This is a genomic window from Streptococcus sp. Marseille-Q6488, assembly GCF_946902925.1.
In the GTDB taxonomy this organism is placed as follows: Bacteria; Bacillota; Bacilli; order Lactobacillales; family Streptococcaceae; genus Streptococcus.
On the sequence record NZ_CAMPPZ010000013.1, the window covers coordinates 24,905 to 37,334 of the forward strand.

Annotated in this window: 13 protein-coding genes and 1 pseudogene; 7 read left to right on the forward strand and 7 right to left on the reverse strand. The window is 41.3% G+C overall.

Going from position 1 to position 12,430, the window contains the following annotated elements; translation table 11 throughout:
• The 3 genes from OVN23_RS06950 to rpsO all read right to left on the reverse strand — a co-directional run bounded on the left by OVN23_RS06950 (nt 1) and on the right by rpsO (nt 2,924).
• Nucleotides 1–1,047, reverse strand: coding sequence for a FecCD family ABC transporter permease (locus tag OVN23_RS06950; RefSeq protein ID WP_267240877.1), 1,047 nt, complete (start codon nt 1,045–1,047; stop codon nt 1–3).
• A gap of 233 nt (nt 1,048–1,280) precedes the next feature.
• On the reverse strand, nt 1,281–1,901 hold the full coding sequence (locus tag OVN23_RS06955) for a CadD family cadmium resistance transporter (protein ID WP_045611205.1): 621 nt from the start codon (nt 1,899–1,901) through the stop codon (nt 1,281–1,283).
• Between the two features lie 753 nt (nt 1,902–2,654).
• Nucleotides 2,655–2,924 (reverse strand): 30S ribosomal protein S15, encoded by a 270-nt coding sequence (gene rpsO, locus OVN23_RS06960; protein WP_001018251.1) that lies wholly within the window; start codon nt 2,922–2,924, stop codon nt 2,655–2,657.
• A gap of 202 nt (nt 2,925–3,126) precedes the next feature.
• Here rpsO and OVN23_RS06965 point away from each other — a divergent pair.
• The 3 genes and pseudogenes from OVN23_RS06965 to thrS all read left to right on the forward strand — a co-directional run bounded on the left by OVN23_RS06965 (nt 3,127) and on the right by thrS (nt 6,077).
• Nucleotides 3,127–3,500: pseudogene (locus OVN23_RS06965) on the forward strand (hypothetical protein).
• 256 nt (nt 3,501–3,756) lie between these two features.
• Nucleotides 3,757–4,080: a MazG-like protein gene (locus OVN23_RS06970; RefSeq protein WP_173218539.1), complete on the forward strand. Its 324-nt coding sequence runs from the start codon at nt 3,757–3,759 to the stop codon at nt 4,078–4,080.
• Nucleotides 4,081–4,133: 53 nt separating this feature from the next.
• A complete protein-coding gene (gene thrS / locus OVN23_RS06975; protein WP_000608345.1) occupies nt 4,134–6,077 on the forward strand; it encodes a threonine--tRNA ligase in 1,944 nt (647 codons plus the stop codon).
• A gap of 46 nt (nt 6,078–6,123) precedes the next feature.
• Here the strand turns inward: thrS and OVN23_RS06980 are convergent, their stop codons facing one another.
• Both OVN23_RS06980 and OVN23_RS06985 read right to left on the reverse strand, forming a co-directional pair.
• Nucleotides 6,124–7,098: a sensor histidine kinase gene (locus tag OVN23_RS06980; RefSeq protein ID WP_173218537.1), complete on the reverse strand. Its 975-nt coding sequence runs from the start codon at nt 7,096–7,098 to the stop codon at nt 6,124–6,126.
• Nucleotides 7,091–7,768: a response regulator transcription factor gene (locus tag OVN23_RS06985; RefSeq protein ID WP_173218535.1), complete on the reverse strand. Its 678-nt coding sequence runs from the start codon at nt 7,766–7,768 to the stop codon at nt 7,091–7,093. The genes OVN23_RS06980 and OVN23_RS06985 overlap by 8 nt, the downstream gene beginning before the upstream one ends.
• A 154-nt stretch (nt 7,769–7,922) precedes the next feature.
• On the opposite strand from OVN23_RS06985, the gene OVN23_RS06990 reads away from it, so the two are divergent.
• Nucleotides 7,923–8,996 carry a DUF2974 domain-containing protein gene (locus OVN23_RS06990; protein ID WP_001273811.1) on the forward strand — a complete coding sequence of 358 codons (1,074 nt, stop codon included), beginning with the start codon at nt 7,923–7,925 and terminating at the stop codon, nt 8,994–8,996.
• A 170-nt stretch (nt 8,997–9,166) separates the two neighbouring features.
• On the opposite strand, the gene OVN23_RS06995 is transcribed toward OVN23_RS06990, so the two are convergent.
• Both OVN23_RS06995 and OVN23_RS07000 read right to left on the reverse strand, forming a co-directional pair.
• On the reverse strand, nt 9,167–9,604 hold the full coding sequence (locus OVN23_RS06995; protein WP_001166796.1) for an Rrf2 family transcriptional regulator: 438 nt from the start codon (nt 9,602–9,604) through the stop codon (nt 9,167–9,169).
• A gap of 75 nt (nt 9,605–9,679) precedes the next feature.
• Nucleotides 9,680–10,522 (reverse strand): metallophosphoesterase family protein, encoded by an 843-nt coding sequence (locus OVN23_RS07000; protein WP_164226489.1) that lies wholly within the window; start codon nt 10,520–10,522, stop codon nt 9,680–9,682.
• Nucleotides 10,523–10,633: 111 nt separating this feature from the next.
• Here OVN23_RS07000 and OVN23_RS07005 point away from each other — a divergent pair, with 111 nt between their 5' ends.
• From OVN23_RS07005 to OVN23_RS07015, 3 genes are all read left to right on the forward strand, one after another.
• Nucleotides 10,634–11,284: a metal-dependent transcriptional regulator gene (locus tag OVN23_RS07005; RefSeq protein ID WP_054384446.1), complete on the forward strand. Its 651-nt coding sequence runs from the start codon at nt 10,634–10,636 to the stop codon at nt 11,282–11,284.
• 402 nt (nt 11,285–11,686) lie between these two features.
• Entirely contained in the window at nt 11,687–12,001 is a 315-nt protein-coding gene (locus OVN23_RS07010) for a YdcP family protein (protein ID WP_000420682.1), read from the forward strand.
• Between the two features lie 15 nt (nt 12,002–12,016).
• The gene (locus tag OVN23_RS07015; protein WP_000985015.1) at nt 12,017–12,403 is read left to right on the forward strand and encodes a YdcP family protein; all 387 of its coding nucleotides are present in this window, start codon (nt 12,017–12,019) and stop codon (nt 12,401–12,403) included.
• Nucleotides 12,404–12,430: the final 27 nt, after the last annotated feature.

Sequence of the window (12,430 nt, forward strand, 5' to 3'; positions counted from 1 at the left end):
TCAGGTCCTCACCTCCCTTCGCCTACCTCCAACAATGTAGATAAAGAAGGGAGCACCTACTAAGGCTGTGAAAATACCAATAGGAAGCTCTGCGTTTGGAATGGTGATACGAGAGAGTACATCTGCCCAGATGACAAAAAAAGCACCCAGTAAAGTCGCAACAGGAAAAAGTCTCTTGTAATTCGTTCCTACTAACCCTCGAGCTAAATGTGGAGTAATCAGACCGACAAATCCAATAATCCCACAGGTTGCCACTAATACTGCTGTCAGCACAGCCACCATTGTCACATAAAGATACCAATAAAAGCGTAAGGGAATCCCCAAAGTTAAAGCAGCCTCATCTCCCATCATCATCGCATTGAAAACACGATACTGGGTAGAGAAAAATAGAAAGGCTGTTCCTACTACTATAGTTGGCAGGACCAAGTCTGCCCAGGAAGTCCCAGCGAGCGAGCCCATGGTCCAAAACTTAATGGTCATCACACTGTCCGCATTAGCGCCAACTGAGATAATAAAGTTGGAAAAAGCTAGAAAGAGAGCATTGACCACCGTTCCTGATAAGATCAGACTAGATGTTGTCATCCTTCCCTGCATAGAGGCAATGATGAGGACAGCAATTGTTGCCAAAATAGCTCCAAGAAAAGCTCCAAGGCTAATCATCACTTTTAAACCAAGAATGATGCTTAAGGTTGCCCCTAGAGTTGCACCCGCAGAGATTCCTAAGACATAGGGCTCAGCGATGGGATTGTTTACCGTGGACTGCATCACACTACCACACATAGAAAGGCCTGCTCCTACTATCAGACCTAACAATACTCGAGGAAATCTCATGTTCCATACAATGGCAAGAGTAGACTTGGAAACCTCTCCTATCTCAAGAGGAAATCCCAACCTTCTCAAAATAATCCGATAGGTATCTCCTAGATCAATCGCAACAGATCCCATTGAAACTGCTAGAAAGAGAGAAATCCCTAAAATACCTAGCAAAATAACTAAAAGTAACACAAATTGCTGGTCTTGTCGGCTTCCAGAAAATTTGGAAAGCATGCAAACCTCCTTTGATAGAATCTTAAAAATTTAGAAAATTCTCATGAAAAGTATACCATATTTTCAACAATGGAACAAGATAAGAAAAATAAATATAGTTGATCTTACAGTGCTAATAATCGTAACCTAAGATTATACTTGAGTATATCGAGGCAAAGTGACAACATAAAAAGCCCTCTGAAGTCAGAGAGCTGATTTGAGCTCGGGCTAAAATCCTAGTGAAACAAAAAAATCTACACGATCAGAAAAGTCTCTATCGTGCCATTTTCATACATGATATATAGTCCAAGTAGAATGAATACTAAGGGCACAATGATTCGCTCGTATTTTTCAATTGTCTCGAATATTAAGGGAATAGAGGATAAGACCCGACTAATCTCGCATAAGATAATTATGCCGATTACAAACACAAGCAAGGCCACGAGGGTCTGTGACCAATCTAATGAAGCAAAATAAGGTATATAGATACCTAAATTATCTCCGCCAGACGCAATTGTTAGCAATGTAACTGTCCAAAACAGTTGATTTGCCTTGCTTTGTTCTAATCTTTCAATAATTTCTTCCTCTTCTTCCTCTTCTTCCTCACCTTCTCCAACAATTGCAAAGCGAATCCCTAAATAGATAGGGATTAAACCAAGCAATCCAACCATCCATTCTTCAGGCACGAAATTAACGACATAAGCAGCAACTAAACTCGCCCCTACAAGTAAGCCTGTGCCTAGATATTGCCCCGCATAAATATGCCATTTTTGTTTATTCTGTGATAGCTGTGCAAATAAAATAAATAAAATAATTAAATAATCGATACTGGTGGAAATATAAACACCAATAGCAGATATGATTGTCTGTCCCATAAAAAACCCTCCTGTATTAGTCAGTAATAAATCAGCAGATTTTAGGAGAGCACAGACACATTAATTTAGCTATCGCTAGTGGGTAATTTCGAACATAGGAAAGCATTTTACTCCTCCTCAAAACGTAGTTACAAAGTAATTTCTAACTGGAATTCGGTGACTACTTCCATGTAAAGTATAACATACTATACTTTACTTCGTAAAGTGTGGGCTCTCCGAGTAGCTACGCACCTTTATGGTGTAATTAGCTGATACCATTTGAGGTTTTTGTAGTCTCCAAAATTGTGACCGATAAAACCTCAATAAAAAAGCCCTCTGAAAATCAGAGAGCTGATTTGAGCTCGGGCTAAAATCCTAGTGAAAAAGATGAAACTCCTTGTGTTCATCGAACACTGTGTCATTTCCCTATTTTCATACGGATTTCTTACGCCCTTAGCATCATGATTCTTGCTGGATAAAACGTTTATAGACTAGACGGCGAGGAGAAGATTGTACAAAATTTTTAGTGAAACAAAAAATCTCCCCGAAGGGAGATCATTCTGGTTTATTTTACCTTACAGTGCTAGGAACTGTAACCGAAGATTATACTTGAGTATATCGAAGTAAGGTAACAAAAGTAAAAAGCCCTCTGAAAATCAGAGAGCTCCAGTCTTGCTGGATAAACCGTTTATAGACTAGGCGACGAGGCGAAGATTGTACTAATGGTACATCGAGCCGAAGCCAACGAAGTATAGAAACGGTTTAGACGCAAGATTAACGACGAAGTCCTAGAGAGTTGATTAACTCACGGTAACGGTTAACGTCGTTTTTACGCAAGTATGCAAGCAAGTTACGACGGCGACCGATTTTTTTCATCAATCCACGGTAAGTAGCGTGGTCTTTTTTGTGTTGTTTGATGTGTTCGTTAAGGTGGTTGATTTCCCAAGTAAGGACAGCAACTTGAACCTCTACTGAACCTGTATCACCTTCGTGACGTGCATATTGTGCGATGATTTCATTTTTTTTCTCTTTTGAGATTGCCATGATGTTTCTCCTTTTTATTTGGCTTCATCCGAGTGACAGGTTGGCATGCCTGTAACCAAGAAGAAGTTATTTGTCTTTACGACATTCACTATTCTACCAATAACTAACTTCTTTGTCAACAGATTTACTTTCTTGTTTTAAACATGCTATAATAATCATAGCAAGAAATCTAAGTTATCTGTTGTTAAACGAGGTGATTATCATGCCTAGATTCTATTCCCATCTCCCCTACTATCTGGTCATATTTTTCTTTTATTGGCCACTTTATGAGTTGTTATCACTAATCATTTCTGACCCCCTTTTTCTCAAGAGTCTCTACGTAAATAATATTCTCTTCTTTACACCTCTGGTAATCTTGATTGTATCGTTACTCTATAGCTACCGTTTCCGTTTCACACTTTGGTGGTTAATTGGTAACGGACTGCTCTTTTGCTTTACTATCATAACTTTTGGTGAGTTTATACTAATTTACTTGCTAATCTATGAAACCTTGGCTCTGGTGGGCATGGCTTCTGGTATTGGCATCAAGCATATTCTACAAAAATGAAAAACAAAAAACTTTCACAAAATCCTTGAAAAATCTCACAATCATGCTATAATAATTCATAGAGACAAGTCACTTAGTCCCTTTCTACTAGAGAGTGCGTGGTTGCTGGAAACGCATAGAGAGCCTAAACTGATACTACTCTTGAGTTTTTTATGAAAACATAAAACGGTGGCCACGTTAGAGCCAATCAGAGGTGTCCCTCTCTTTTGAGGTACATAAATGAAGGTGGAACCACGTTGCGACGTCCTTTCGAGGATGTCGCAATTTTTTATGAGGAGGCTAACTATGGAGTTGCAAGAATTAGTGGAGCGCAGTTGTGCAATCCGACAAGCTTATCACAAACTGGAAGTTAAGCATCATGATTCCAAGTGGACGGTAGAAGAAGACCTCTTGGCTTTGTCTAATGATATTGGAAATTTCCAACGACTAGTGATGACCAAGCAAGGACGCTACTATGATGAAACACCTTACACACTGGAACAAAAACTTTCAGAAAATATCTGGTGGCTAGTAGAACTTTCTCAACGTCTGGATATAGACATTCTGACGGAAATGGAAAACCTCCTCTCTGATAAAGAAAAGCAATTGAACATTAAGACTAGGAAGTAGTCTGCAAAAAAGTCAATGCTTAGAAACTATGAAATAATAAAAAGGAGAACATCATGATTAACATTACTTTCCCAGATGGCGCTGTTCGTGAATTCGAATCTGGCGTTACAACTTTTGAAATTGCCCAATCGATCAGCAATTCCCTAGCTAAAAAAGCCTTGGCTGGTAAATTCAACGGCAAACTCATCGACACTACTCGTGCGATCACTGAAGATGGAAGCATCGAAATTGTGACACCTGATCATGAAGATGCCCTTCCAATCTTGCGTCACTCAGCCGCTCACTTGTTCGCCCAAGCAGCTCGTCGTCTTTTCCCAGACATTCACTTGGGAGTTGGTCCAGCCATCGAAGATGGTTTCTACTACGATACTGACAACACAGCTGGTCAAATCTCTAACGAAGACCTTCCTCGTATCGAAGAAGAAATGCAAAAAATCGTCAAAGAAAACTTCCCATCAATCCGTGAAGAAGTTACTAAAGACGAGGCACGTGAAATCTTCAAAAACGACCCTTACAAGTTGGAATTGATTGAAGAACACTCAGAAGACGAAGGCGGTTTGACTATCTATCGTCAGGGTGAATATGTAGACCTTTGCCGTGGCCCACACGTCCCATCAACAGGTCGTATCCAAATCTTCCACCTTCTCCATGTAGCAGGTGCTTACTGGCGTGGAAATAGCGATAACGCTATGATGCAACGTATCTATGGTACAGCTTGGTTTGACAAGAAAGACTTGAAAAACTACCTTCAAATGCGTGAAGAAGCTAAGGAACGTGACCACCGTAAACTTGGTAAAGAGCTTGACCTCTTTATGATTTCTCAAGAGGTTGGTCAAGGTTTGCCATTCTGGTTGCCAAATGGTGCGACTATTCGTCGTGAGTTGGAACGCTACATCGTAGACAAAGAGCTAGCTTCTGGCTACCAACACGTATACACTCCACCACTTGCTTCTGTTGAACTTTACAAGACTTCTGGTCACTGGGATCATTACCAAGAAGACATGTTCCCAACTATGGATATGGGTGACGGGGAAGAATTTGTCCTTCGTCCAATGAACTGCCCGCACCACATCCAAGTCTTCAAACACCATGTTCACTCATACCGTGAATTGCCAATCCGTATCGCCGAAATCGGTATGATGCACCGTTATGAAAAATCTGGTGCCCTCACTGGTCTTCAACGTGTGCGTGAAATGTCTCTTAACGACGGTCACCTCTTTGTGACTCCAGAACAAATCCAAGAAGAATTCCAACGTGCTCTTCAGTTGATTATCGATGTTTATGAAGACTTCAACTTGACTGAATACCGCTTCCGCCTCTCTCTTCGTGACCCTCAAGATACTCACAAGTACTTTGATAACGATGAAATGTGGGAAAATGCTCAAACCATGCTTCGTGCAGCCCTTGATGAAATGGGCGTGGACTACTTTGAAGCCGAAGGTGAAGCAGCCTTCTACGGACCAAAATTGGATATTCAAGTTAAGACCGCTCTTGGAAAAGAAGAAACCCTTTCTACTATCCAACTTGACTTCTTGCTTCCAGAACGCTTCGACCTTAAATACATCGGAGCTGATGGCGAAGAGCACCGTCCAGTTATGATTCACCGTGGAGTTATCTCAACTATGGAACGCTTCACAGCTATCTTGATTGAGAACTACAAAGGTGCTTTCCCAACATGGCTTGCACCACACCAAGTAACCCTCATCCCAGTATCTAACGAAAAACACGTGGACTACGCATGGGAAGTAGCGAAGAAACTCCGTGACCGTGGTGTTCGTGCAGACGTAGATGAGCGCAATGAAAAAATGCAGTTCAAGATCCGTGCTTCACAAACAAGCAAGATTCCTTACCAATTGATTGTTGGGGACAAGGAAATGGAAGACGGAACTGTTAACGTTCGTCGCTACGGTCAAAAAGAAACACAAACTGTCTCAGTAGATGATTTTGTTCAAGCTATCCTAGCTGATATCGCCAACAAATCACGCGTTGAGAAATAAGAACCTAGCACAAAAGCCTCCAGTCCGGAGGCTTTTTCGTCTCTTCTCACTCAAGGACTAGGTTCACTTGAGCAAACCGAATCCGCACTGTCGTTCCTTTTCCGACCTCAGACTCGATGCGAATCTGGTGCCCCAGTTCTTCAGAAATTTTCTTAGATAGGTAAAGTCCAAGTCCAGATGACTGCTGGGTTAGGCGTCCATTATACCCTGAAAAGCCACGTTCAAAGACTCGGAGGACATCACTGTTTTTTATCCCGATTCCTGTATCCTTGATACAAAGCTCTTGCCCGTACATATAAATCTCCAGACCACCTTCCTTAGTGTACTTGAGACTGTTTGAAATGATTTGCTCAATGACCACTAGTAGCCACTTTTTATCCGTTACGATTTCTTTATCAAGGTCATGTAGATTGACATTTAGGCCTTTTTGAATAAAGAAAAGAGCATATTTACGAATTATTTCCTTAACCAGATCCTCAATTTGAACCTGCTTTAAGACCAAATCATCATGGAAACTTTCTAAACGCAGGTACTGTAAAACTAGATTGGTATAGGAATCAATCTTGAAAATTTCCTGTTCTAATTGCTGCTTCAGTTGGCGGTCGGCTACTTCTGCAACTAAGAGTTGACTAGCTGCAATGGGGGTCTTAATCTGATGGACCCACAAGGTATAGTAATCCAGCAAATCCGTCAGTTTTCTTTCTGAATCTGATCTCTGCTGATAAAGTTCCATCTCACGCGCTTCTAATTTTTCAGCCAAGGCTCTTTCCAAAGGAGACTTGGCTTCCCTCTCACCATAGAGAAGTTCCTGACGATAGACCTGCATCTCCGCCAATATGTCCCAAGTGAAAAATAAGATGGTTACAAAGCAACACAAGAGGAAAAAGTAGAGAAAGTAAGTTCCTAAACTTGCGAATAAAAACTGAAAGAGCAAAACCAGAAACGTCAAAGAAAGCAGATAGACAAACAGGCGACTACGGGAGCGCAGATAGGCTAGAAAAAATTGTTTCCAATCAAGCATTCTTCAGTCCGTACCCTATTCCTTTCTTGGTCTCGATAAATCCTACCAAGCCCTGCTCTTCCAATTTTTTACGCAAACGAGCCACATTGACAGAGAGAGTATTATCATCAATGAAAAAGTCACTGTTCCAAAGCTCCCGCATGAGGTCATCACGCGCTACAATATTGCCCGCATGCTCAAACAAAACGCGTAAAATCTGGAATTCGTTCTTGGTCAAATTCAAGACTTGGCCTTGATAATGCACATCCATGGATTTGGTATTGAGGATAACACCAGCATATTCCAGTAAACTCTCGTCACGCCCAAACTCATAGGAACGACGCAACAAGCCCTGAACCTTGGCTAAAAGAACCTGCTGATCAAAAGGCTTGGTCACAAAGTCATCCGCCCCCATATTGATTGCCATGACGATATCCATAGCCTGGTCTCTCGAAGACAGAAACATGATGGGTACCTTGGAAATCTTGCGAATCTCCTGACACCAGTGATAGCCATTAAACAAAGGCAGTCCAATATCCATTAGGACCAGATGAGGTTCCGACTGAACAAATAGACTCAAAACTTCCATAAAGTCTTCTACCAGGACCACTTCAAATCCCCATTCAGAGAGCATTTTCCCGACCTGTTGACGAATGACCTGATCATCTTCTACTAATAAAATCTTGTGCATGCGCTCCTCCTTTTCTATTATTATAACAGATTTTTCCATGCTCGAAGGTCTGAAACTGAATTTGAAAGAGCTTGTTTTTAACCAGCAGATATAGGCAAGCCGACTAGCTAATTTGAGGGAAATTTGATAAGATAAAGAAAAGAAAGGAGCTCTTATGGCCAATATTTTTGACTATCTGAAAGATGTCGCATACGATTCCTTTTACGACCTTCCTTTGAATGAGTTAGACATTCTAGCCTTAACAGAAATCACCTACCTCTCCTTTGATAATCTGGTCTCCACAGCTCCTCAGCGACTTTTAGAACTGGCACCTCAGGTTCCAAGAGAACCTAACATGTTGACCAGCAAAAATCGCCTCCAGCTATTAGATGAACTAGCTCAACACAAACGCTTCAAAAATTGCAAACTCTCCCATTTTATCAACGACATCGACCCTGAGCTGCAAAAGCAATTTGCTGCTATGACATACCGCCTCACTCTCGATACCTATCTGATTGTTTTTCGAGGTACAGATGATAGTATTATTGGTTGGAAGGAAGATTTCCACCTGACCTATATGAAGGAAATTCCTGCTCAAAAGCACGCCATTCGCTATTTAAAGAACTTTTTTGCCCAACATCCTAAGCAAAAGGTCATTCTGGCTGGGCATTCCAAGGGAGGAAATCTAGCCATCTATGCTGCTAGTCAAATTGAGCAAAGCTTGCAAAATCAAATCACAGCAGTTTATACCTTTGATGCGCCTGGTCTCCACAAAGAATTGACACAAACCGAGGGCTATCAAAGGATAATGGATAGAACCAAGGTCTTTATTCCACAAGGTTCCATTATCGGTATGATGTTGGAAATCCCTGCCCACCAAATCATCGTTCACAGTACTGCCTTGGGTGGTATTGCCCAGCACGATACCTTTAGTTGGCAAATTGAGGACAAACACTTCGTTCAACTAGATAAGACTAATAGTGATAGTCAACAAGTCGACACAACCTTCAAGGAGTGGGTGGCCACAGTCCCTGATGAAGAACTCCAGCTCTACTTCGACCTCTTCTTTGGCACCATTCTAGATGCTGGGATTAGATCCATCAATGACCTGTCTTCCTTCAAGGCTATCGAACACATTCGTCATCTCTTCGTCCAAGCTCAATCCCTCACTCCAAAAAAAAGAGAAACCATGGGACGCCTCACCCAGTTATTGATTGATACCCGTTACCAAGCCTGGAAAAATAGATAAAAAGCTTATGAAAAGGTAATACTCTTCGAAAATCTCTTCAAACCACGTCAGCTTTATCTGCAACCTCAAAGCTGTGCTTTGAGCAACCTGCGGCTAGCTTCCTAGTTTGCTTTTTGATTTTCATTGAGTATAAAAACCTTTTCATAAGCTTTTTTGTTTTAAAGAAAAAATCACTCCTTCATCTGACTCTCTGCATCAGCCACGACTTGCTCTAAACTGGTCTGACCAAGTTCAGCCTCCATAGCCAGCTGAATTCTCTCCAATTTTTGATCCAAAACATCATGAATATGAGCTCCAACTGGGCAATTTGGATTTGGATTGTCATGGAAACTAAAGAGTTGACCGGTCTTACCAAGACACTCAACCGCTTGATAAACATCTAAAAGACTAATGTCCTTGAGATCCTTGACAATCTCTGTTCCGCCCGTTCCACGCGCTACTGAAATCAGCTCTGCCTTCTTCAACTGGGACAAGGTTTTTCTGATAATGACAGGATTGACCCCGACACTAGCAGCCAGAAAATCACTGGTCACCTTGCTTTCCTTCCCCTTGAGGGCAATAATAATCAGCATATGAGTCGCAATGGTAAATCTACTTGGAATTTGCATCCTCTTCTCCTTTTTATGAGGCTAGCCTGCCTCTACTCTTCTTTTTCTATTATTATACCCTTTTCAGTTGTAATGTCAATCGTTACCACTTTTCAACCAAGCATCTAATTCCCTATCATAACCCTCTTTCTGGGCCAATTCTCTCAAAAATTCCTGATGATGAGTATGGTGGATCCCATTGACCAGACTTTCATAATAAACCTCAAAATAGGGAAGTTTGAGGTCTTTAGCCAACTGCAATTCAGCTGCCACATCGTAGTCTACCCGTCGGAAGTCCATATCTACCAAGCCCTTGTCATCAAACTCCAAAATCATATACTGGGCCCGCAAGTCCTTCCGTAGCTGAGCGTCTAAAAAGAAAGGTTGCCCAATCGAACCAGGATTGACAATCAATTGTCCACCAGTCCCGTAACGAAGCAACTGCTGGTGAATATGACCATAAACAGCAATATCGCAAGGCGGATTGGTCACCAAGCGATCAAAATCCTCTTGCGCTCCAGTATGAATCAACTCTCGTCCCCAATTCTTATCAGGAAGATGGTGGCTAATTCCTACCGTCAAATCCCCAAACTGACGATGGATCTGGAGTGGTTGATTATGGAGCAGTTCAATTTCTTCTAGGGAAATCTCCTCTAGAACATACTGGCACTGGCGCAAGAGATAGCGTTGGCTGGGACGAGTACTATCCAATTCCTTACGGATACCATGCCACAGACTATCTTCCCAATTTCCCAAAACTCTAGCTGTAATCGGTAGTTGAGCCAACAAGTCCAAAATCCTTCTACGCCCTGTCCCTGGCATGAGAATATCTCCCAAAAGCCAGTATTCATCCACTCCTCGCTGCCGAGCATCTGCCAAAACAGCCTCCAAGGCGGTGGTATTTCCATGAATATCTGAAAGAAGAGCTATTTTCGTCATATCCATCTCCTCGTTTTTTCTCTTGCAATAAGTATAACATAAAAAGTCACAGCTAGAGAAATCTAGCTTTTTTTGATATACTAGATAAAGATATTAGACAAGAGGAAGCGAATGACCCCGAATAAAGAAGACTATCTAAAATGTATTTATGAAATTAGCATAGATTTGCATAAGATTACCAACAAGGAAATTGCTGCCCGCATGCAAGTCTCTCCCCCTGCCGTAACTGAAATGATTAAACGGATGAAGAGCGAAAATCTCATCCTCAAGGACAAGGAATGTGGCTATCTACTGACTGACCTCGGCCTCAAATTGGTCTCTGAGCTCTATCGTAAACACCGCTTGATTGAAGTTTTTCTGGTTCATCATTTAAACTATACGAGTGACCAGATTCACGAGGAAGCTGAGGTATTGGAACATACTGTCTCTGACCTCTTCGTGGAAAGACTGGATAAATTGCTTGGATTTCCCAAGACCTGCCCTCACGGAGGAACCATTCCTGCCAAGGGAGAACTCCTAGTTGAAATCAATAACCTCCCACTAGCTGACATCAAGGAAGCTGGCTCCTACCGCCTGACTCGGGTGCATGATAGTTTTGACATTCTCCATTATCTGGACAAGCACTCACTTCACATCGGTGATCAGCTCCAAGTCAAGCAGTTTGATGGCTTCAGCAACACCTTCACTATCCTTAGTAAAGACGAGGACTTACAAGTAAGTATGGACATTGCAAAACAACTCTATGTCGAGAAAATCAACTAATTTCTCCAATCCCCTACCAACCCTGAAAGTTTGATTTTCAGGGTTTTCTTATCTATTTTTTATATCAAAAATAGCATAAAAATCTAGTTATCCGCATAAAAACTGGACTTATCACACTTTATCAAGGTCAAAACCACTCAATTTACTACTAATTTACTACTTATGAATGAGCTTTGATACGACGATTTATCCTTGAAAAGTGAAGATATAAAGATACTTCCAATAAAATTTGAATATTTAATAGGTAGACACTTCAAAAAATGAGGTGTCTATTTTTTTACCCGATTTTGAAAGGAAGTGAACTTATGAAAACAAAAAATCAAGAATCAAAAGGTCGTTCCCCACTCTTTAAGACCATCAAACATTCATTCAGCCAATAAAAAAGAAAGGATAGGTAAAAATATGGAACTTAAATTTGTGATTCCCAACATGGAAAAAACATTCGGCAATTTAGAATTTGCTGGCGAGGATAAAGTCGTTCAGCGAAGAATCAACGGACGGCTAACTGTCTTATCAAGAAGCTATAATCTCTATTCTGATGTTCAAAGAGCAGATGATATTGTGGTGGTGCTTCCTGCTGAAGCTGGCGAAAAACATTTCGGCTTTGAGGAACGTGTGAAGTTAGTCAATCCACGTATTACCGCAGAGGGCTACAAAATCGGCACTCGTGGTTTTACAAATTACCTTTTACATGCTGACGACATGATAAAAGAATAAAGAAAGAGAGGAAAAATGATGAGATTAGCAAATGGCATTGTATTAGATAAAGACACGACTTTTGGAGAATTGAAATTCTCTGCTCTACGTCGTGAAGTGAGAATCCAAAATGAAGACGGGTCGGTTTCAGATGAAATCAAGGAACGTACCTATGACTTAAAATCCAAAGGACAAGGACGCATGATTCAAGTAAGTATTCCTGCCAGCGTGCCTTTGAAAGAGTTTGATTATAACGCACGGGTGGAACTTATCAATCCCATTGCGGACACCGTTGCTACTGCCACCTATCAAGGAGCAGATGTTGACTGGTATATCAAGGCAGACGATATTGTGCTGACAAAGGATTCTAGTTCATTCAAAGCTCAACCACAAGCAAAGAAAGAACCGACACAAGACAAATAGTCGCTAGGTAGAAAGGAGACTTTTTCG

What these genes read in the sequence shown, in the direction of transcription:
- OVN23_RS06955 (WP_045611205.1), bottom strand. Translation starts at nt 1,901, where the DNA reads ATGGGACAGACAATCATATCTGCTATTGGTGTTTATATTTCCACCAGT.
- OVN23_RS06950 (WP_267240877.1), bottom strand. Translation starts at nt 1,047, where the DNA reads ATGCTTTCCAAATTTTCTGGAAGCCGACAAGACCAGCAATTTGTGTTA.
- OVN23_RS07015 (WP_000985015.1), top strand. Translation starts at nt 12,017, where the DNA reads ATGATGAGATTAGCAAATGGCATTGTATTAGATAAAGACACGACTTTT.
- OVN23_RS06985 (WP_173218535.1), bottom strand. Translation starts at nt 7,768, where the DNA reads ATGCACAAGATTTTATTAGTAGAAGATGATCAGGTCATTCGTCAACAG.
- rpsO (WP_001018251.1), bottom strand. Translation starts at nt 2,924, where the DNA reads ATGGCAATCTCAAAAGAGAAAAAAAATGAAATCATCGCACAATATGCA.
- OVN23_RS07010 (WP_000420682.1), top strand. Translation starts at nt 11,687, where the DNA reads ATGGAACTTAAATTTGTGATTCCCAACATGGAAAAAACATTCGGCAAT.
- OVN23_RS06970 (WP_173218539.1), top strand. Translation starts at nt 3,757, where the DNA reads ATGGAGTTGCAAGAATTAGTGGAGCGCAGTTGTGCAATCCGACAAGCT.
- thrS (WP_000608345.1), top strand. Translation starts at nt 4,134, where the DNA reads ATGATTAACATTACTTTCCCAGATGGCGCTGTTCGTGAATTCGAATCT.
- OVN23_RS06980 (WP_173218537.1), bottom strand. Translation starts at nt 7,098, where the DNA reads ATGCTTGATTGGAAACAATTTTTTCTAGCCTATCTGCGCTCCCGTAGT.
- OVN23_RS07000 (WP_164226489.1), bottom strand. Translation starts at nt 10,522, where the DNA reads ATGACGAAAATAGCTCTTCTTTCAGATATTCATGGAAATACCACCGCC.
- OVN23_RS06995 (WP_001166796.1), bottom strand. Translation starts at nt 9,604, where the DNA reads ATGCAAATTCCAAGTAGATTTACCATTGCGACTCATATGCTGATTATT.
- OVN23_RS07005 (WP_054384446.1), top strand. Translation starts at nt 10,634, where the DNA reads ATGACCCCGAATAAAGAAGACTATCTAAAATGTATTTATGAAATTAGC.
- OVN23_RS06990 (WP_001273811.1), top strand. Translation starts at nt 7,923, where the DNA reads ATGGCCAATATTTTTGACTATCTGAAAGATGTCGCATACGATTCCTTT.